Annotated in this window: 13 protein-coding genes and 1 pseudogene; 8 read left to right on the top strand and 6 right to left on the bottom strand. The window is 52.2% G+C overall.

Annotated features, from left to right (window positions below; genetic code table 11):
- Positions 1-82: 82 nt before the first annotated feature.
- Complete coding sequence (locus tag C7M51_RS01390) at positions 83-2518, bottom strand: formate C-acetyltransferase/glycerol dehydratase family glycyl radical enzyme (RefSeq protein ID WP_160619825.1); 2436 nt, start codon at positions 2516-2518, stop codon at positions 83-85.
- Between the two features lie 4 nt (positions 2519-2522).
- On the bottom strand, positions 2523-3422 hold the full coding sequence (locus C7M51_RS01385) for a glycyl-radical enzyme activating protein (RefSeq protein ID WP_160619824.1): 900 nt from the start codon (positions 3420-3422) through the stop codon (positions 2523-2525).
- A 139-nt stretch (positions 3423-3561) separates the two neighbouring features.
- Here C7M51_RS01385 and fsa point away from each other — a divergent pair, with 139 nt between their 5' ends.
- The 5 genes from fsa to nifJ all read left to right on the top strand — a co-directional run bounded on the left by fsa (position 3562) and on the right by nifJ (position 12719).
- Positions 3562-4188 (top strand): fructose-6-phosphate aldolase, encoded by a 627-nt coding sequence (gene fsa, locus C7M51_RS01380; protein WP_160619823.1) that lies wholly within the window; start codon positions 3562-3564, stop codon positions 4186-4188.
- Between the two features lie 301 nt (positions 4189-4489).
- The gene (locus C7M51_RS01375) at positions 4490-5758 is read left to right on the top strand and encodes a DUF1479 domain-containing protein (RefSeq protein ID WP_160619822.1); all 1269 of its coding nucleotides are present in this window, start codon (positions 4490-4492) and stop codon (positions 5756-5758) included.
- A 126-nt stretch (positions 5759-5884) separates the two neighbouring features.
- A complete protein-coding gene (locus C7M51_RS01370) occupies positions 5885-6649 on the top strand; it encodes a DeoR/GlpR family DNA-binding transcription regulator (protein ID WP_160619821.1) in 765 nt (254 codons plus the stop codon).
- Positions 6650-7521: 872 nt separating this feature from the next.
- Positions 7522-9135 (top strand): NAD(P)-binding protein, encoded by a 1614-nt coding sequence (locus tag C7M51_RS01365; protein WP_244323785.1) that lies wholly within the window; start codon positions 7522-7524, stop codon positions 9133-9135.
- Positions 9132-12719: a pyruvate:ferredoxin (flavodoxin) oxidoreductase gene (nifJ, locus tag C7M51_RS01360; RefSeq protein ID WP_160619819.1), complete on the top strand. Its 3588-nt coding sequence runs from the start codon at positions 9132-9134 to the stop codon at positions 12717-12719. Before C7M51_RS01365 ends, nifJ begins: the two co-directional genes overlap by 4 nt.
- Positions 12720-12860: 141 nt before the next feature.
- Here the strand turns inward: nifJ and C7M51_RS01355 are convergent, their stop codons facing one another.
- On the bottom strand, positions 12861-14030 hold the full coding sequence (locus C7M51_RS01355; RefSeq protein ID WP_160619818.1) for a M20 metallopeptidase family protein: 1170 nt from the start codon (positions 14028-14030) through the stop codon (positions 12861-12863).
- 162 nt (positions 14031-14192) lie between these two features.
- On the bottom strand, positions 14193-14489 hold the full coding sequence (locus tag C7M51_RS01350; RefSeq protein WP_160619817.1) for a hypothetical protein: 297 nt from the start codon (positions 14487-14489) through the stop codon (positions 14193-14195).
- Positions 14490-14781: 292 nt separating this feature from the next.
- Here C7M51_RS01350 and C7M51_RS01345 point away from each other — a divergent pair, with 292 nt between their 5' ends.
- The gene (locus C7M51_RS01345; protein ID WP_160619816.1) at positions 14782-16230 is read left to right on the top strand and encodes a DASS family sodium-coupled anion symporter; all 1449 of its coding nucleotides are present in this window, start codon (positions 14782-14784) and stop codon (positions 16228-16230) included.
- Positions 16231-16830: 600 nt separating this feature from the next.
- Here the strand turns inward: C7M51_RS01345 and C7M51_RS01340 are convergent.
- A complete protein-coding gene (locus tag C7M51_RS01340) occupies positions 16831-18006 on the bottom strand; it encodes an oligogalacturonate lyase family protein (RefSeq protein ID WP_160619815.1) in 1176 nt (391 codons plus the stop codon).
- A 386-nt stretch (positions 18007-18392) separates the two neighbouring features.
- Between C7M51_RS01340 and C7M51_RS22385 the strand changes: the two are divergent.
- Together C7M51_RS22385 and kduD are read left to right on the top strand one after the other, a co-directional pair.
- Positions 18393-18691 (top strand): annotated as a pseudogene (locus C7M51_RS22385) (5-dehydro-4-deoxy-D-glucuronate isomerase); the annotation flags it as partial.
- A 66-nt stretch (positions 18692-18757) separates the two neighbouring features.
- Positions 18758-19519 (top strand): 2-dehydro-3-deoxy-D-gluconate 5-dehydrogenase KduD, encoded by a 762-nt coding sequence (gene kduD / locus C7M51_RS01335; RefSeq protein WP_160619814.1) that lies wholly within the window; start codon positions 18758-18760, stop codon positions 19517-19519.
- Between the two features lie 67 nt (positions 19520-19586).
- Here the strand turns inward: kduD and C7M51_RS01330 are convergent, their stop codons facing one another.
- Positions 19587-20714, bottom strand: coding sequence for an oligogalacturonate lyase family protein (locus tag C7M51_RS01330; RefSeq protein ID WP_160619813.1), 1128 nt, complete (start codon positions 20712-20714; stop codon positions 19587-19589).
- Positions 20715-20738: the final 24 nt, after the last annotated feature.

The following is a 20738-nucleotide window of genomic DNA, read 5'->3' as shown; positions in this document are numbered from 1 at the left end:
ACAAGGTGCGGCGAGCAGGAATAAAATCGGCGGGCAAAAGCCCGCCGTCAGCCACTGTCTCAGATAACAGCGATGAATACGCTTAAGCCAGCGTATGCTCGGTACGCGCAATGATATCGTCCTGCGCATCCGGCGAAAGCGCGGTGAAGAAGGCCGAGTAGCCCGCCACACGTACCACCAGATCGCGGTAACGATCGGGATGTTTTTTCGCTTCCAGCAGCGTTTCACGCGATACGATATTGTACTGAATATGCCAGCCCTGATGCACCTCGAAGAAGGTACGCAGCAGCATCATCAGCTTCTGCCGATCGCTCTGGTTATCCAGCGTTGCCGGGCTCAGCTTCTGATTGAGCAGCACACCACCGAGAATAGCGTTGGTTGGCAGTTTGCCCACCGAGCTGATGACCGCTGTCGGCCCCAGGTGATCGGTGCCGGAAGAGGGGCTGGCCCCTTCCGCCAGCGGCGTTCTGGCCTTGCGTCCGTCTGGCGTAGCCATAGTCTGCGCGCCGAACGGCACGTTGGCAGAGATCGATGAAGTGCCTGCATAGTAATCACCACCGATCGGGCCACGCCCATAACGCGGGTTGTGGTAGTTTTTAATCTCATCAATATAGGTCTGATAGGCACGTACCAGCAGCGTATCCACGCTGTCATCATCGTTGCCATATTTCGGCGCGGCGTTCACCAGACGTTGACGCAGCTGCTCGTGGCTTAAACCGGCAAAGTCGGTTGCCAGCGCATCCGCCAGCTGCTGCTGCGCAATCAGCCCCTGCTCGAACACCAGCTTTTTCACCGCGGCCAGGCTGTTACCGAGGTTGGCGATACCTACCTGTAAACCAGATACCCAGTCATATTTCGCCCCGCCCTGCTTGATGCTTTTCGCCCGTTCGATGCAATCATCCACCAGCGCCGAGCAGAGGATATCGTGCGCATTTTCTTCCAGCACGGTATCCACTACATATTCAATTTCAATCGACTTACGGGTGTAGTAACGAATCTGACGATCCCAGCACTCCAGCACTTCATCAAAGCGGCTGAAGTTGCCTTTTGACAGCGCCAGCTCCTGTGGCAGGAAAACTTTGCCGCTGGTGGCGTCACGTCCGCCTTCCAGCGAGGCCAGCATGACGCGGGCAAAGTTGATGAAGCTCATACCGGTGCAGCGATAGCCCCACTTGCCGCCAACCGCAGTTTCAATACAGCCAATCGCGGCATACTGATAGGCGTCTTCGGGCTCGATACCCAGTTTAATAAAGGCCGGGATAACGATCTCATCGTTATTAAAGGCGGGCATACCAAAGCCGCAGCGAATAACCTGCACGCAGGCATCGAGGAAATCGTCGCTCATCCCGGCATGATAACGCACGCTCAGGTTAGGCTGCGTGGAACGCAGGCGACCGCAGGATTCAAGAATCACGTAAGAGAGCGGGTTCACCGCGTCAACGCCCTTGCCATCGATCAAATTCTGCCCGCCGATGGTCACGTTCTGATAAAGCGGGCTGCCTGCGGAAGCTTTGGAGTGAGAACCGGAGCGGATTTTATTCACCTCCAGCAGCTTCAGCCAGCAGCTGTTGAGCAGTTCAATCGCCTGTTCGCGTTCCAGCGTCTGTTGCAGTTCAACGTCGCGACGGTAGAACGGATAGAGATACTGGTCCATACGGCCAAAGGAGACGGAGTGACCGTTAGATTCAATTTGCAGTATCAGCTGAATGAAGTAGCAAAGCTGCAACGCCTGCCAGAACGTTTGTGGCGGCTGATGTGCGATAATGTCGCAGTTTTCCGCGATCGTCAGCAGCTCTGCCTTACGCGCTTCGCGATCTTCCTGTGCCGCCATCTGCCGCGCCAGATCGGCAAAACGTTTGATATGATCGCTGACCGCTTCCAGCACAATAGCGATCGCTTTCAGGAACTGATCGCCATGTAAATCGTCCAACACCGTCAGGTTAATGCGGCTGCGGCGCTCCGCCACTTTCTCACGCAGACCATCCAGCCCTTTCTCCAGCAGCAGCGGATAGTTTACCGCCAGGTGCGCATCGCCGGAGGTCATATTGCCTTCAGCCTTGATAATACCGGTTGCCAGCAGCGCCTGCTGCTCATCGGTAAACATGCCGTAGCAGCGATCCTGCACCGTTTGACCACGCCACCACGGGCAAACCTCATGCAGTACGCGCTTGTTCTCTTCTGAGACGGAGAAACCCGCCCCTGGGCGATCGGCCAGATCGTCGATCTCTTTTTCAATCCAGCTAACGGTATATTCCGGGAAAATCGGCGCGGCGCGGACTTCACTCGCCTGGTTACCAACAATCAGCTCATCATGCTTAATCCAGATGGTACGATTCGCCAGGTGATAAGCCAGCGCCAGCGCGCGGCGTACCGGCACCGGCTTCGCCATATTTTCCTGATAGATTTTTGTGTAATGCTCAGCACGCTCGGTACAGATGGGTGGTTTGACAATATGCACCAGCGCGTTTTTATGGGCTTTGATACGTTCGCTTAACTGATCAAGTTTCAGGGTGGTCATATTCTTATCCTCTCAGAGTCGCCGTCAGGCCTTTTTGTTTTGCGTAGTCATGCGCAAAATCGAGCAGTGCCGGAGCATCCAGCGGCTTATCCGGCGCAAGATAGGGCTGATGAAGCAGGGCATATTTGTTCATGCCCAGCGTGTGGTAAGGCAGAAAATGGATCTCTTTAACGCCGAGCTCGTCGGCGGCGAAATTGACGATATCCGTAATCGAAGTTTCGTCAGCGTTGAATTGCGGTATCAGCGGCACGCGGATAATCATCTCCTTACCCGCTTCCGCCACGCGGCGCAGATTTTTCATTACCCGTTTAGCCGAGCCGTCCGTCCATGCCGCAAAGCGCGCTTCATCCACGTGTTTAAGATCGGCAAGGAACAGATCGACCGACGGCAGCGCGGGCTCAACGTAGCGCCACGGCACATGCAGACAGGTTTCTACTGCGGTATGGAACCCTTCCTGATGACACTGGCGCAGCAGCGCCGCCGCCAGTTCGGGATTCATAAAAGGTTCGCCACCGGAGAGCGTCACGCCGCCTGCGCTGCGGGCGTAAAACGCCTTATCGCGCCTGACCTCGGCCATAATCTCTTCCACCTGTTTTTCCTCGCCGCACACGGTTAACGCCAGCGTAGGACAACAGTTTTCCAGCGCGATAAAATGTTCCGGTTGAAGCTTCGGACGATCGATCGTCAACCCGTTCAACGTCCTTGTTATTACGTCCGGTACCGCCTGCTGACAGAGATCGCACCCCTCAAGGCAGAGCCGGTCGTCATAAAGGAGATCTTTATGGCGGGAGCGGCTTTCAGGGTTTTGACACCAGCGGCATCCCAGCGCGCAGCCTTTAAGAAACACCACGGTGCGGATGCCGGGACCATCATGTGTGGAATAGCGCTGGATATTAAAAATCATTACCCTCTCCTTCTTGTTACGTTCGAAGATTTAATAACTTTCGAAAGAAAGTGATATTGATGCCGGTCAATAAAAAAGAACAATCTGACGATATAATCACCGAATCTTGCTGAACCTCACCAATTTCCAGGAGTCCTGTATGGAACTTTATCTTGATACGGCGGACGTTCAGGCGGTAAAACGCCTGGCGCGTGTGCTCCCGTTAGCGGGCGTGACTACCAATCCCAGCATTGTCGCCAGCGGTAAAATCCCGGTGAACGAAGTGCTGCCCGCTCTGAGAGAAGCGCTGGGCAATAAAGGACGGCTGTTTGCTCAGGTAATGGCTCCCCAGGCGGATCGGATGGTGGAAGAGGCGCAGAAACTGCGCGCGATGGTTGACGATCTGGTGGTAAAAGTTCCGGTAACGGCAGAGGGGCTGGCGGCAATTAAACAGCTTAAGACGATGGGCATTCCAACGCTGGGCACTGCGGTTTATGGCGCATCCCAGGGCCTGCTGGCGGCGCTGGCTGGCGCAGAGTATATCGCGCCCTATGTTAACCGAGTGGATGCCCAGGGCGGTGACGGTATCCAGACGGTAAAAGATTTGCAGCAGCTGCTGAAGCTGCACGCGCCAGGCGCTAAGGTACTGGCCGCCAGCTTTAAAACGCCGCGTCAGGCGCTGGCGTGCCTGCTGGCAGGCTGTGAATCCATTACGCTGCCGCTCGACGTGGCAGAGCAAATCATCACGACGCCTGCGGTGACCGCCGCCGTAGAAAAATTTGAATAGGACTGGCTGAACGCCTTTGGCGTTAGCGGCCTGTAATCTGGCCTGACTGCCATCCCGTCACCTGTTCATCCTGAGCGCCGCTTCCCTTGTGAAACGGCGCTTTTTTTGGCATTAGCCTGCCCTTACGCCCCTTGCCGCTTCGGTTAATTCATTGGCTCAATTTGGTTATAAAAATGTAAGTAGTGTGATCAGTTTCAAATAACAAGTCTGTTATCTTTGCTACCTTTCACGCCTTACTTACGAATGAAAGTAAAAAACTTTCATTAATCCGGCGATTTTCTTCTGATACGCGGAGATACCTATGAGCACCTCTTTCACCTCACTAACACTACCTGCTGATTATAAAGAAAATATTGTTGCCATGAAGCGTGCCATGCGCGCTCAGATTGGCGACGTAGAGGGGCTGTTTCGTCAGGTTTGCCAAAAAATCGAAACGGAGCTGGCAGCGGCGCGCGCAGAAGAGAGCAAAAACGGCACGGCCTGGCCGATCGTTCAGCAGCGGGATTTGGCGGCAGGAAAGATTACCGACGAGCAGATCGCACAGATTAAACGACGCGGTTGCCTGGTAGTACGACAAACCTTTGCGCGAGAAGAGGCGCTGGAAATGGATCGGTCGATGCTGAACTATCTCGACGAGAACCAGTTTGATGAGGTTTACCGTGGTCCAGGCGATAATTTTTTCGGCTCACTGACCGCGTCTCGCCCTGAAATCTATCCGATCTACTGGTCAAAAGCGCAGATGGAGGCGCGCCAGAGCAGTGAGATTGCGACGGTGCAATCCTTCCTCAATCGCCTGTGGAAATTTCAGCACGACGGCGGAGAGTGGTTTAATCCCGATGTCAATATTATCTATCCCGACCGCATACGCCGCCGCCTGCCGGGCACGACTTCAAAAGGGCTGGGCGCCCATACCGACTCTGGCGCGCTGGAACGCTGGCTGCTGCCCGCCTATCAGAACGTCTTCAGCAAGATTTTCAACAACCAGTTTGAACAGTACGATCCCTGGGATGCCGCATGGCGTCCTGACGTGAACGAATATGACGTGGATAACACCACGAAATGCTCGGCGTTCCGCACGTTCCAGGGCTGGACGGCACTGTCTGATATGGCGTCAGGGCAAGGGCTGCTGCATGTCGTGCCGGTACCGGAAGCGATGGCCTATGTGTTGCTGCGTCCGCTGCTGGACGATGTGCCAGAAGATGAGCTGTGCGGCGTTGCGCCGGGCCGGGTGCTGCCGATTTCACCACAGTGGCACCCTCATCTGACTGCGGGCCTGTGCAGCATTCCTGCTTTGCAGGCAGGGGATTCGGTGTGGTGGCACTGCGATGTGATTCACTCGGTAGCACCGGTTGAAAATCAGCAGGGCTGGGGCAATGTTATGTATATTCCCGCCGCGCCCGCCTGCGCTAAAAATCTCGCCTATGCACAGAGCGTGCGTGCCGCGCTGGAAACCGGTGCCTCACCGGCGGATTTTCCGCGTGAAAATTACGAGCAGACGTGGCAGGGAAGATTTCAGCCGGGCGATTTGAATGCAAATGGTCGTCGCGGGCTGGGCATGTCCGTGCGCTAAGCCAGGTGGCGGAGAGGCTCACGGTTACCTGAAGGCAGCGGAATCTCTTTGCCCGCCGGGGCCGGTATGCGATTTCGATGCGGGTTTGTTATACTCCCCTGCCCCGAAAACATGGTGAGACGCGAGATGAATGCAAGGCAACAACAAATTATTCAGATAGTTAATGAGAGAGGCAGCGTTAGCGTTAGCGAACTCTCCCGCCTGACTCGCGTTTCCGAAGTCACCGTAAGGCAGGATTTAACTTCTCTGGAAAAAGGCCGCTACCTGAAACGCGTTCACGGCTCGGCGATCTCTATCGAAAGCGATAACGTCGAAGCGCGTATGCAGGCGCGTTTTCCGCTGAAGCAGAGCCTGGCGGAATATGCCGCCTCGCAGGTAAATACCGGAGAGTCGGTGTTCATTGAAGGAGGCAGCACTAACGCGCTCCTGGCCCGACGCCTGGCGAATAATGATTCCATCACCATCGTAACCGTCAGCCACTATATCGCCGGGCTGCTTAAGGAGTCGCGTTGTGAGGTCATTGTGCTGGGCGGCCTGTATCAAAAAAGCAGTGAATCGGTAGTTGGCCCGCTTACCCGCAGCGGTATTCAGCAGGTTCACTTCCAGAAAGCCTTTATCGGCATTGACGGCTGGCACCCGGATACCGGCTTTACCGGCAGAAACATGCTGCGCAGCGATATCGTTAACGCCGTAATGGCAAAGGATATCGAAACCTATGCGTTAACCGACTCCTCCAAGTTTGGGCAGTTTCATCCTTACCCTATCGCTACCGACAGGCCGTTTCGTCACGTGATTACCGACGATGGTCTGGATGAGAGATATCGCCAGAAGCTTGAAGCGCAACATATCGCGGTACATCTGGTAAAAGAAAAAATAACCGGCATAAGGTAAGTAAACAGGGGCGACAGCTTCCCTTACCGGCTTTCGCCCTGTTCTTATCAGCCCCTCTTTTAGCTAAAAACGCTGGGTTACATACACGCCCTGTTTATCAGCGTAGCCTCTGCACAGCGGTGTAGATATTTCCGCAGATGCTAAAAATTATTTGTCTTATCCTTATCGCGTATTACTGCCTTGCTCATGTGATAAGCTCACACAGCAAAAAAATCACATAATACTTAACTATAAGTTTGCTATTTTATAGCTCATTTACTTATTTATTTACCTTCCCAAAAAAAGCACTTCTTCTTATTTATGAATGCATTACAGATGCAAAAATTTTAATTGGCTTTTACAATAAGACTGCAAAAATCATTAATCCTGCAACAAACAAATCCCGCCCCCAACGGATACTGGCAAACCAAAAAAAACATTATGTATCAATAATTTAAAATAATAGCATGATATCTACTGATGCAAAAAAAAATATATCCTCCGGCTTCATCCATACCTTATCAGCGTAACAAACGCCAGCCTGCAGAATACATTTATATTATTTCATGACAGTTAACAGCATTAATAAAAAAGTAATATTTGTATCATTACATTTAAATCTTTATGTGACCGCTATCTCAGAATGTATAAACAGCAGCGCTACACTACTTTCCGGTTAGCCTAAAGCGCTCCCTGTTTACTGCAATGATCGTTCAAATTCCTATTCTGTTTAAAACACGCCGATCGTTGTGGGTGAAATCCTTTCGAACTTCAGCCCCGAAATAAAAAAACGTTACATTCGCGGCGCAGCAGTGCGAAAAGCGCATTCATAACGCACGGTATTAAAACAACCATAAGAAATAGGCAATGTGATGAGCAAAATGAAAAATGACATGACGTTACCACCGGATCTTACCGGTTATTCCGGCACCGGGCCTGTTCGTCAGCGCAGGCCGATTTATCAGGACTCGTTACCTCCCTGCAATGATGCCTGTCCCGCCGGAGAAAATATCCAGGCCTGGCTGGCGCTGGCGCAGGAAGGGCGTTACGAAGATGCCTGGCAAAAACTGATTGAGAATAATCCGATGCCAGCCGTGCATGGTCGGGTCTGCTATCATCCTTGTGAAAATAGCTGTAATCGCGCACAGGTTGACCAGGCCGTTAGCATCCATGCTGTAGAGCGTTTTCTGGGTGACAGCGCATTAGAAAATGGCTGGAAGCCCCGGTTTAATGCGGCCCGCAGCGGCAAAAAAGTGCTGATTATCGGCGCTGGTCCTTCCGGCCTTTCCTGCGCCTGGCATCTGCGGCGCCTGGGCCATGAAGTAGAAATACACGAAGCCGGTCCGATGGGCGGCGGCATGATGCGTTTCGGTATACCCGCCTACCGGATGCCACGAGATATACTGGATCGTGAAATTCAGCAGATACTCAATACGGGCATTACGCTAAAGCTGAATCAGAAAGTAGACGATGTGATGAAAGCCAAAAAAGAAGGAGGCTTTGATGCCGTCTTCATGGCAATCGGCGCTCATCTGGCGAAGAAGGTCGCTATTCCAGCCCGCGATGCGGGAAAAATTCTTGATGCCGTTAGCTATCTCTCCGCCGTGGAACGCGGCGAAGCGCCGAAGCTTGGCCGACGCGTAGCCATCTATGGCGGTGGTAATACCGCGATGGATGCTTCCCGTACCGCTCGTCGTCTGGGTGCCGAAGAGGTAATGATTATCTACCGTCGCGATCGTGACCATATGCCAGCCCACTCGTTTGAAGCTGATGAAGCACTGGAAGAAGGTGTCAAAATTAACTGGCTGCGCGCAATTCGTTATATCGACAATACCACAATGACCGTCGAGGAAATGGAAATAGACGCCAACGGGCGTCCGCAGCCAACGGGACGCTTTGAAAAGCTGGAAGCCGACAGCCTGATTTTAGCACTGGGCCAGGAGGTCGATCTTAGCGTACTGGAACGTATCCCTGGTATTCAACTGCGTCAGGATGGCGTGGTTGAGGTGGACGAACATATGATGACCAGCGTCCCCGGTATCTTTGCCGGCGGTGATATGGTGCCTTCCGAACGCACGGTGACAATCGCCACCGGTCACGGCAAAAAAGCAGCTCGTCATATTGACGGCTGGTTACGCAACCGTCCCTGGCAAAAAAATGCTCCGGTCCCGGTCATGGAATATCCGGGCCTGCATTTGTGGTACAACACCGATGCTGATGCCACCCACCAGCCCATTATTACGCCAGAAGCGCGTAGTGGATTTGACGAAATCATCGGTGCGCTGACGGCTGAGCAGGCGCGTTACGAAGCGTCCCGCTGCTACTCCTGCGGAAACTGTTTTGAATGTGATGGCTGCTATGGCGCTTGTCCGGAAGGTGCCGTGATCAAACTCGGCAAAGGACTGAGATACCGTTTCGATTATACGTTATGCACCGGCTGCGCGGCCTGTTTTAACCAGTGCCCATGCCATGCGATCGAAATGACAGAAGAGGAGGCCCATCTATGAGCGATAAAGATACGAACTGGGTGATGACCGACGGGAATGAGGCGGCCGCCTGGGTTGCTTACAACGTCAGCGAAGTCTGCGCTATCTACCCCATCACCCCCTCTTCTACAATGGCGGAGCTGGCGGACGAGTGGTCAGCCAAACAGCTTCCCAATATCTGGGACAACGTGCCTTCGATTGTAGAGATGCAACATGAAGGCGGCGCAGCAGGTGCGGTACATGGTGCGCTACAGGCTGGCGCGTTGAGCACAACGTTTACCGCCTCACAGGGCCTGATGTTGATGCTGCCCAATATGTATAAAATCGCCGGTGAACTCACCGCTACCGTTTTCCACGTTGCGGCGCGCTCCCTTGCTGCTCAGGGGCTATCTATCTTTGGCGATCATCAGGATGTGATGGCCGCAAGAACCACCGGTTTTGCCATGCTTTCCGCCGCCTCAGTCCAGCAGGCACAGGATATGGCGATGATTGCCCATGCTGCCACCCTGTCATCCCGCATTCCCTTTATTCATTTTTTTGACGGTTTTCGTACCTCACATGAAGTCAATAAGATTTCACGTCTGCCCCGTGAACACATACGTGCCATGATATCCGGGCAACTTGTCAGAGAGCATCGCGAACGCGCATTAAATCCAGATCGCCCGGTAATGCGCGGCACGGCCCAAAACCCGGATACCTATTTTCAGGGGCGCGAAAGCGTTAATGCTTTTTATGATCGCGTGCCTGCGATCGTTGAACAGACGATGGAAAAGTTCGCAGAACTGACGGGGCGTCGTTATCAACTCGTCGATTATTACGGTGCAGAAAAGGCGGAACACGTGATTGTTATCATGGGTTCCGGTGCTGCCACAGTGCGCCTGACTATCGACGCGCTGAATGCCAAAGGCGGCAAGTATGGGCTGATGACGGTACATCTTTACCGCCCCTTCCCAACGGACTGTTTTATCAAGACGCTGCCCGCCAGCGTAAAATTTGTTACGGTGCTCGATCGAACCAAAGAGCCCGGTGCCAACGGTGAGCCGCTTTACCTTGATACACTGGCCGCGCTGGTCAGCGCTTTACAGCACCGCCAGCTGAAAAAACTTCCCAGACTGAGCGGTGGCCGTTACGGTCTTTCTTCAAAAGAATTTACGCCAGCCATGGTTAAGGCGGTATTTGAACAGCAACAGCGGCCAAACGCCAGGCCCTTCTTTACCATCGGCATTAACGATGACGTGACTCACCTCAGCCTGGATTGGGATGAAAACTGGCATATAGAGCCTGATAATCAGGTACGAGCGCTTTTCTTTGGACTGGGCGCCGATGGCACCGTTGGTGCCAACAAAAACAGTATTAAAATTATTGGCGAACTGCCCAACTACTATGCTCAGGGGTATTTCGTTTATGATTCAAAGAAATCCGGCTCGCGCACAACGTCTCATTTACGTTTCGGGCCGGAACCTATCGATGCTCCCTACCTGATCGGCTCAGCCAATTTTATTGGTTGCCATCAGTTTAACTTCATTGAAACGCTGGACGTACTGTCTTTTGCCGCACCGGGGGCGACCTTCCTGCTTAACAGCCCCTGGCCCGCCACAGAGACCTGGCACCATCTACCGGCGAAAGTGCAGCAAAAAATCCAGCAGAAAAAACTCTCTTTTTACGTTATCAATGCGGCTAAGGTAGCCCAGCAGAGCGGAATGGGATCGCGCATTAACACCATTATGCAAACCTGCTTTTTTGCCCTTTCTAATGTAATGCCTAAAGAGCGTGCAATTAAGTTGATTAAGAAAAGCATCGAAAAAACGTACAGCAGGAAAGGCCGCGCCGTCATTGATAAAAACTTCGCCGCAGTGGATGCATCGCTGGCGAACCTGCATCAGATAAAAGTACCGGAGCAGATAACCGGCGCAACCAGGGTGAGCTGGTTCATACCAGAAGAGGCGCCACGTTTTGTACGTGACGTCACCGCAGAGATGTTACAGGATCGCGGCGATCGCATTCCGGTTTCTCTGCTACCCGCTGACGGCACTTACCCAACCGCGACCACACAGTGGGAAAAACGTGACATTGCCTTAACCATTCCAGACTGGCGCGAAGATCTCTGCATTCAATGCGGCAACTGTTCATTTGTCTGTCCCCATGCCGCTATTCGCGCTAAATTTTATCACCGGGATCGGGCAGAAGGCGCACCGGAAAGCGTTAAAAGCGCACCGATTAGCGCCCGCGGCTTTCCCGATACGCGCTACACGTTACAGGTTTATCCGCAGGACTGTACCGGCTGTAATTTGTGCGTCGATGCCTGCCCGGTGCGCGCCACAGACGCCCAGGGTAATACGATCCGCGCCATCAACATGGTAGATAAACTGCCAATACTGGAACGTAGCAAAGCATCACTGAACTGGTTCCAGGCACAACCCTGGCCCGAGCGCTCCACCATCGATTTTTCTACCGTTCGCGGCGTACAGTACCTGGAACCATTGTTTGAATTTTCTGGTGCCTGCTCTGGCTGTGGCGAAACGCCCTATCTTAAGTTACTGACCCAGCTCTTTGGCGATCGTATGATGGTAGCCAACGCCACAGGCTGCTCGTCAATCTACGGGGGTAACCTGCCCACTACACCGTGGGCGAAAAACCATGACGGTAAGGGGCCAGCCTGGTCCAACTCACTGTTTGAAGATAACGCCGAGTTTGGATTGGGTTTCCGCCTGACAGCCGATCAGCATAAACATCAGGCGATACAGGCGTTACGTACGTTTATCCCACTTCTGGGCCAAACGCTGGTGGATGAGATTATTAATGCACCGCAGCAGATCGAATCAGATATTTACCGGCAGCGTCAGCGATTAGCAAAAGTCCGCACGTTACTCGCCGATGATACCTCTGAACAGGCGTTGAATCTGCAAAGCATGCTGGATCACCTGATCCGCCGTTCCATCTGGATTGTTGGCGGTGACGGCTGGGCCTACGATATTGGTTCAGCCGGTCTGGACCATGCGCTCGCTTCAGGACGCGATATCAATATATTGGTCATGGATACGGAGGTCTACTCTAATACTGGTGGTCAGATGTCTAAATCTACCCCGTTGGGCGCGACCGCCCGGTTTGCTGCTGGTGGTAAAACGATGGCGAAAAAAGATATCGCCTTACAGGCTATCTCTTACGGTAATGTTTATGTTGCCCGCATCGCCTTCGGTGCCAGCCCTCAGCAGACACTTCAGGCGATACGTGAAGCTGAAGCCTATCCAGGACCTTCATTGATTATTGCCTACAGCCACTGCATTGCCCACGGCATCGACATGAAACTGGCGCTGCAACAGCAAAAACGCGCCGTTCAATCCGGCCACTGGCCACTGTTCCGCTATAACCCGGTCTTACGTGAGGGAGAGCATAATCCGTTTAGTCTGGACAGTCTGCGCCCCACCCTGCCGCTGTCTGAATACAGAAAACATGAAACGCGTTTTCTCGCACTTATGCAGCAAAACCCGCAGGAAGCTGAACGTCTGATGAATATCGCCCAAAACGTGGCGTGGCAAAAATGGGCTACCTACGAAAATATGGCAACGCGTCCCGCCAGCGCTTTCCATCCTGATGCCCGACGGTAAACGTTAATTTTTCAACACAGATAACGGTTGTTAAAAGGACAGTTTGCACTGTCCTTTTTTTCACTACCGGGAGTGATACCAACCCTGCAGAAATGCTATCACGCCACAGCGTAACCGCGGATGCAGACGCAATCGGACAGCTTACATCACCAGTTTCTCTGCCAGCCCCAGATAATATTTTACGCCCTGCGTTAGCGCCCGCTCGTCGGGGTTGAAAAAGGAGTTATGCAGCGGCGGTTCCTGCTGTCCGTTGCCGACACCCAGCCAGGCAAAACATACCGGTGCCTGCGCCTGATATTCCGAGAAATCTTCCCCAACAAACATCGGATCGTGCTCCTCGCGGAAACTCTCCTCCGGCGAGAGCGCCTGCGCCACATGGGCAGCGATATCGCATAACGCCTCATCGTTGACGATGGCGGAATAATCCCAGCTATCGAAAACAATCTCCCCTTCACAACGATGCGCCTGAGCCACGGCATGCACGATGCGCGTCATCGCCTCTTTGACCTGCGCGCGCACTTCGGGCGTAAAAGTGCGGTTAGTACCGCAAATATGGGCATCGTTGGGAATTGCCGCGGTGGTACCATCGCCGCAGATCAGGCTGCATACAGAAACAACCGCAGACTCGCGCGGATTGATTTCACGCGCAACGATGGTTTGCAGCGCCTGCACCACTTCTGCCGCCGCGATACAGGGATCGACCGTTAAATGCGGCATTGAGCTGTGCCCTCCTTTGCCACGTAGCCAGATATTAAAGGTATCGCGATTGGCGGTGGCGATGCCGCGCTTCAGGGCAATCACGCCGCACGGCAGCGCTGGCAAGACGTGCAGCGCGAAAAACATCTCTACGTCACTTAATACGCCCGCATCAATCAACTCTTTCGCGCCGCCGGGCGACATTTCTTCACCGCGCTGGAAGATAAATACGATTTCGCCCTTAATTTGCTGTTGCCGTGCCGCCAGCGCGCTGGCGGCCCCCATCAGCATGGCGGTATGAAAATCATGACCACAGGCATGCATTAATCCGGGGCGTGACGAAGCAAAAGGCAGCGCCGTTTTTTCCTCAACCGGTAACGCATCAATATCACACCGGAACGCAATGGTCCGTCCCGGCAATGCCCCTTTCAGCCGCACCACGGCTCCGGTTGCTGCCGGGCGGCTGATCTGTAGTTGAGGATATGCGGATAGCTGCTGAACAATATAATCGGTGGTGACAAATTCTTCGTGCGATAGCTCTGGATATCGATGAATCGCGGCGCGCCAGTCAGCTATTTGTTGGGCAAGCTGCCGCCATTCCACTTCGTGCTTCATACTCACTGTCCTGTTAAATAGAAAAGCATTGCCGCTGCTTTCACAGCGCAGCAGAAAGCTTCACCATACAGACAATGACAGGACGTGCTGCGGCATTATTCACAAAATCCACAGTTGATAAGGCGCGTATCTGAGCAAGGATTTTCAGCGCTGGAGCGCTATCTAATTTTTGTATTCCATAAGACGATCACACAGCGCCTCGATAGCCTTTCGGGCGTGTTCAACATCTTCTCTTTCGCTATCGGGGGTTAACTCATCATGATCGCTTCCCAGAGTGTTATATTCTTCGTCTAAACGTCGAATGAGTCGATTCGCCTCATCGCCGTGATGTTTTCGAATGTACTCGTCAGTCTCATACTTCCACTCGCTCGAGCCTCTGACACCGCTCAGGTTTACATTTTCTTCCGCCTCTCCCTCCCAGGTAATGATGAGATCTTCAATATCTTTCAAATTAATCATAATTGGCTCCTGTTATTTAACCGCTCAATAATCCACTGCGAAAACGTCCATACTGCATCAACGGTTGAGATCTCCCTCTACGGAGGCTGCTTTTCCCGACGATCCCGCCACGTTCAGTGAAAAATTTTATTCGATGTGTTATCTACAACTCTACCAGCATCAATAAAACCAACGCACTAAATTTCTTTTCGAAAACTTCACTTTATAAACAAGAGGAGAAATTGATATCACTCAAACGTCAACGCGGGCTTACGTTTTAAAGAGGCCAGGGATCATTAACAGAGAAAATAATATGGATGAGCAAGTACAGGTAAAACTGGCATTTCCGCTATGGAAAGCAGCCATGACGCTTTTTATCGGTTTTTTAATTTGGTTTATTCCACCGCCTGAAGGGCTTGATATTAAAGCCTGGCATATGTTTGCGCTGTTTGCCGCGACCATTGTTGCCATCATTCTCAAGGTGATGCCAATGGGTGCGGTGACGATGGTGGCCCTGGTTATATCGGCGATGACGGGCCTGACGCCGCTTACCGGCGCAGGTCCAGATAACGTCGCCGCGCTGTCAGGCTTTGCCAATGGCACCATCTGGCTAATCGGTATTGCTATGTTTATTTCACGTGCGGTGATTAAAACCGGGCTGGGACGACGCATCGCGCTGTGGTTTATCTCCAGGTGCGGCTACAGCATGCTAGGCGTTGCCTATGGGCTGGCCTTATCCGATATGGTACTGGGGCCGGGTATTCCATCAGCCTCTGCACGCGGCGGCGGTATTATGTATCCTGTGACGCAGTCAATTGCGTCGGCATATCAGTCTGAACCAGGGCCAACGGCGAGAAGAGCGGGTGCGTTTTTAATGATCTGCGTTTCACAAATTGATGCCATTATTTGTGCGATGTTTCTGACGGCAATGGCAGGTAACCCGCTTATTGCTGAACTCGCGTTAAGTCAGGGCATTGTGATTAACTGGGTTACCTGGTGTCTGGGCGCTATTGTTCCTGGCCTGCTGTCGCTGATTTTTATCCCTCTCTGCCTCTATTTCATCTACCCGCCTGAGCTAAAGAAAACGCCTCAGATTCCCGGTATCGCTCGCGAAGAGCTGCGCAAGATGGGGCCGATGTCGTTTGCCGAGAAAATTCTTGCCTGTGATTTTATCTTGTTAATCGTGCTCTGGACCGTTGGAGATATCTTTTTCCATATCCCGGCCACCTTATCCGCCTTTATCGGCCTGGTCATTTTGCTGCTGAGCAATATCATGTCATGGAAAAACATCATTGAAGAAAAAACGGCCTGGGATACGATGTTCTGGTTTGCCGTGCTGGTGATGATGGCTAACGCGCTGAATAAATATGGCATGATTAGCTGGATTTCTCAGGAGATGGTTATTTACATCGGGCACGTTGACTGGCTGCTGGTTTTCCTGATGTTGGTTCTGGTCTATTTCTATACGCGCTATTTCTTTGCTTCAGCAATGGCGCATATCTCTGCAATGTACCTGGCCTTTTTAGCGGTTTCGATTTCGGTCGGCGTACCACCGTTGCTCGCAGCCCTAACGCTGGGTTATACCTCTAACCTGTCGATGGGACTGACTCAGTATTCTGGCGGTCCCGGCCCGGCGCTGTTCGGTTCCGGCTATAACTCTACCGGCCAGTGGTGGGGCGTTAGCTTTGTGTTATCCCTTATCTCTGTTGTTATCTGGCTGGCAGCTGGCGGTATGTGGATGAAACTTATTGGAATAGCGTAACTGTGCCAGCTTACCGTGCCGCCAGACATTATGGCTATTCCGCGCTGGCGGCACCGCACGAAGCTGATAAAAGCCAGTCTTATTCCCCTTACCCTGAGGAAAATAAAATGAAACCGTAATTTTGGCTTTCATATTATCACCAGCAATCACAGATATTCTGGCTCAGAACGGTAACGTGAGAATTTAATAGCATTATAAAAGTTAAAAAGCCCTGACGACAGCATACCGTCAGGGCTGGTTTACTTATTTTTAGCGTTAAAGCATTAGATTCGTTATTGTCATTGAGCATTAAAACAATAATAAAAACTAATGTTACTTTGCTTATAATGGTTAAGAATATTGACTTCGCTTTCAGGTGCCCTGGTGTTGGCGAATAGTATAATAACCCTATTCCTGGCATGGTGATAATTGATATGAGCGATCAATAACAAAAAAATGATCGTTTTAATCGATCGTTATAATAAAGTGCTTAAGTTATACACAATATGCACTGGCTGGTTTAATTTATGATCGGTGAAACAGACGATGATTACTGAACGCCTGCTATAAAAAAGCCCTCCGAAGAGGGCTAAGCGCAAAATATAAAAAAGGCATTCAGATTCAGGCTTGCAGATATTCACGCTGCTGCGGCAGCTTCGCAATATAGATGGCGGGTTTACCATCTTTGTCAGAACTGAACAGAACCGCGCTGTCGTCCGGCGTAAAGGACGGATGTGGATGGGTAACCTGACGGCTGTTAGCCACGGTAGCCCAGGAAGTGTCATGGCGGGCCACGCGGAAATGCGCTTTTTTCGCCACGTCAAAGACATACAGATAGGGATCGTTATCGATGGTATAGCCGCTGGTGTCTTTCACATCCACCGGCGTCCCGGAGCCATCGCCAACCAACAGCGTACCGTCAAAGTTACTCATCAGGTGCGAACACGCTGGCATCTGCATTACCGCTTCATTGCTGCCGTTATCGGGATTATAGCTGTAGATGGTACGGCCCTGCTGCCCTTTCAGGTAAGAGACATAAACCAGCGCCGATCCGTTCGGTACCCAGAATTCGTGGGTGCAGCTTTCGCCTTCCGCGTGCTCTTTCACTTTACGCACGTTGCTGCCGTCTTCGTTAACCATCCACATCCGCGCATCCACCAGATCGTGCGGACCTTCATGGCAGAAGGCAACGGTATTGTCATCGAAAGGACGATAGATAGGATGACCAAGCCATTTGCGCTCTTCGTGGATAACGGAGCTTTCACCCGTTTTCAGATCCACACGCAGCAGGCGGCAATGCGGGCCTTTGTGGAAAAAGTCGTGGAAAATTTTCCAGTCGTTAAGCGGCGTCCAGTCACTTTTGGCAATTTCAATGCCTACCAGCTTAGTGCAGTCGCTGTTGGCAACCCAGGTGCCATAGCCCACCCAGTCGTCAGAGACACGATAGACTTCGCGTTCCACCAGCGTTTTCAGATCCACCTCCAGCAGGGTGCGATCGTTCTTCACATAGTAGAAGGATTTGTCATCCGGAGAGAGGAAGCCACCGAAGGTGTTGTCCCCTGCGCCTTCCGTCAGCTGGATAGCTTCGGCATTGGCGATATCCAGTAAATAGTAGTTCCAGTTGCCGTCAAACTCACCGGCAAACAGCAGATGGCTGCCATCATTGAAGAAACACTTCTGATAGAAGTAATTACGGTGACAGGTCACCTCTGGCGGTGTCAGACGGGTAATTTCCGCACCGGTATCCGGATCGTGGCTGACCTCATACTGAAGCTTAACCCGCATGCCTTTAGCCATGTTGCACTCCTTATGCTAACTGTCCGGAGAGGCGAACCACTCCGTTTTTGATGGTTTTAAAAATAGAGTGCGATTTTATCAAAACAACGTTTCATTGTATGTGACAGCCAGCGCACTTTGTGACAGGTTGGCAATTTAATGCAGCAAGAACAGGGGTTTGTCCTCTGGTGCTTTCTTTACATATTACTCTGAAAAATTGTAATGCTTTAACAACACCATATTTATCATGGGCTTATTTTTCTGATCGGTTATTTGCCGCTGGATTAACCGTGATCTGATTTGCAATTTTGATATAATCAGGCAGAAAAAATGAAACAGTGTTTTAATTATAATTGAAATACCGTTTCGGTAAGGATAAGATTACCGCATCAGGAAAAGCACAGCGGCGCTTGAGTCGCGATAACTATTTCGCTCCGGATGTTCCCGAAACCTGCCATCCCCACGAACGCCGGACGGAAGTCTCCTTCTACTTCAATATGGATGAAGACGCCTGTGCGTTTCACATGCTGGGGAAACCGCAGGAAACGCATCACATTGTGATGCACAACGAGCAGGCCGTGATTTCGCCGAGTTGGTCTATTCACTTGAGCGTTGGCACCCACGAACACACCTTCATTTGGAGGATGGTGGGTGATATCAGGTCTTTGATGGCGAGAAGTGCCTTGCCACTCAGGATCTGCGTTAGTCGCGGGCGAGCATAAACAGACCCCTGCCTGTCCAAAACAGGCGCTGAAAGATAAAGGAAAAGATTATGATTCTCGATACATTTTCTCTTGCAGGTAAAGTTGCTGTGGTATCTGGTTGCGATACCGGTTTAGGTCAGGGTATGGCGTTGGGCCTGGCGGAAGCGGGCTGTGATATCGTGGGCATCAACATCGTTGAGCCGACTGAAACTATCGAACGCGTAACTGCCCTGGGCCGCCGTTTCCTCAACCTGACCGCTGACCTGCGTCAGATTGATTGTATCCCGGCGCTGCTGGATCAGGCGGTGGCTGAATTCGGTCATATCGATATTCTGGTTAACAATGCGGGTCTGATCCGTCGTCAGGATGCGATCGAATTCAGCGAAAAAGACTGGGACGACGTCATGAACCTGAACATCAAAGCGGTGTTCTTCATGTCTCAGGCAGCAGCAAAACACTTTATCAACCAGGGCAACGGCGGCAAAATCATTAACATCGCCTCTATGCTTTCTTTCCAGGGCGGCATCCGCGTACCGTCTTACACCGCCTCTAAGAGCGGCGTAATGGGCGTAACCCGTCTGCTGGCGAACGAATGGGCGAAACACGGCATCAATGTTAACGCCATCGCACCGGGCTACATGGCTACCAACAACACCCAGCAGCTGCGTGCTGATGAGCAGCGTAGCGCAGAAATTCTGGATCGTATCCCGGCGGGTCGTTGGGGTCTGCCGAGCGATCTGATGGGTCCGATCGTGTTCCTGGCTTCCAGCGCATCTGACTACATCAACGGCTACACCATCGCTGTTGACGGCGGCTGGCTGGCTCGCTAATTCTTACCCCTGCTCTTCTGATATAAATCGCCCCCGCCAATCAGCGGGGGCTTTTTTTATGGACGCATTACACGCGCGCCAGATAGAGCGCGGGCATGCCTTCTTTATCAGAGGTAAACAGCACCCACTGGTTGTCCGGAGAGAATGACGGATGCGGATGGGTGACCTGACGATCGCCGTCCAGCACTTTCCAGCTGGTATCGTGGCGACAGATAGCGGTCTGGCTGCCGTCCTGGATATTGAATACCCAGATAAAGGGATCGTTGAGGCTGATATCGCCGGTATTATGCGGCGCACCATCGCCCACGATTAGCGAGCCATCGTGGTTGCTCATCAGATGCGAACAGGGCGGAATCGCCATCAGCTGGCGGTTATCCAGCGTCTGCGGATCGGCACTGAACAGATAGCGGTGCGGATCGTTTTCCTGATGCGCCACATAGTAAAGCGCGGAGCCATCCGGCACCCAAAATTCGTGGGTAAAGCTCTCGCCGGGCTGATGCTGACGCACTTTACGCATCTGCGTGCCATCCTCATTAATCAACCACATGCGGGCGTCGATAGCGTCACGCGGGCCTTCATGACAAAAAGCAACGGTACGATCGTCAAAAGGACGATAGATCGGATGGCCCAGCCAGCGTTTTTCCTGTAACAGGGTGCGCTGTTCGCCGGTGGTCAGATCGATGCTGATTAACCGACATTCCGGGTTGGTGAAATAGAAATCCCGGAATTTACGCCAGTCGGTCAGCGGCTGCCAGTCGCTGGCTTTGATCTCAATCCCCACCAGCCTGGTGCAGTCGCTGTTCGCCACCCAGGTGCCATACGCCACCCAGTCAGCATCCACTTCATACACCACGCGTTCTTCAAAGCTGTGCAGGCAGACCTGACGCAGCTGACGCTGATTTTTTACATACCACAGGCTCCGATCGTCCGCTGACAGGAAGCCGCCAAAGGTATTGTCGCCCGCGCCTTCAGTCAGCTGCGTTGCCTGTTGCTGTTGCAGATCTAACAGGTAGTAGTTCCAGTGCCCTTCAAACGCGCCGCCAAAAATCAGCTTTTGACCATCGTTGGTGAAGCACTTCTGATAAAAGTAGTTTCGGTGACAAATAATGTGGGGAGGCGTCATCCGGATCACCTCGTGACCGGTCTCGCTGTCTGTCTGATGACGAAAATCCAGCGGGATGATTTTGCCTTTCATATCGCATACTCCATATAAAAAAAT

The sequence above is a fragment of the Mixta intestinalis genome, assembly GCF_009914055.1.
GTDB lineage: Bacteria > Pseudomonadota > Gammaproteobacteria > Enterobacterales > Enterobacteriaceae > Mixta > Mixta intestinalis.
The sequence above is the reverse complement of the archived record's forward strand: the minus strand, read 5'-3'. Positions and strand labels throughout refer to the sequence as shown.

Bases quoted from the DNA above. Each gene is read 5' to 3' on its own strand.
- C7M51_RS01385 (WP_160619824.1), bottom strand. From the start codon at position 3,422: ATGATTTTTAATATCCAGCGCTATTCCACACATGATGGTCCCGGCATC.
- C7M51_RS01365 (WP_244323785.1), top strand. From the start codon at position 7,522: ATGACGTTACCACCGGATCTTACCGGTTATTCCGGCACCGGGCCTGTT.
- C7M51_RS01330 (WP_160619813.1), bottom strand. From the start codon at position 20,714: ATGAAAGGCAAAATCATCCCGCTGGATTTTCGTCATCAGACAGACAGC.
- C7M51_RS01350 (WP_160619817.1), bottom strand. From the start codon at position 14,489: ATGATTAATTTGAAAGATATTGAAGATCTCATCATTACCTGGGAGGGA.
- C7M51_RS01355 (WP_160619818.1), bottom strand. From the start codon at position 14,030: ATGAAGCACGAAGTGGAATGGCGGCAGCTTGCCCAACAAATAGCTGAC.
- C7M51_RS01370 (WP_160619821.1), top strand. From the start codon at position 5,885: ATGAATGCAAGGCAACAACAAATTATTCAGATAGTTAATGAGAGAGGC.
- C7M51_RS01340 (WP_160619815.1), bottom strand. From the start codon at position 18,006: ATGGCTAAAGGCATGCGGGTTAAGCTTCAGTATGAGGTCAGCCACGAT.
- C7M51_RS01345 (WP_160619816.1), top strand. From the start codon at position 14,782: ATGGATGAGCAAGTACAGGTAAAACTGGCATTTCCGCTATGGAAAGCA.
- C7M51_RS01390 (WP_160619825.1), bottom strand. From the start codon at position 2,518: ATGACCACCCTGAAACTTGATCAGTTAAGCGAACGTATCAAAGCCCAT.
- kduD (WP_160619814.1), top strand. From the start codon at position 18,758: ATGATTCTCGATACATTTTCTCTTGCAGGTAAAGTTGCTGTGGTATCT.
- nifJ (WP_160619819.1), top strand. From the start codon at position 9,132: ATGAGCGATAAAGATACGAACTGGGTGATGACCGACGGGAATGAGGCG.
- fsa (WP_160619823.1), top strand. From the start codon at position 3,562: ATGGAACTTTATCTTGATACGGCGGACGTTCAGGCGGTAAAACGCCTG.
- C7M51_RS01375 (WP_160619822.1), top strand. From the start codon at position 4,490: ATGAGCACCTCTTTCACCTCACTAACACTACCTGCTGATTATAAAGAA.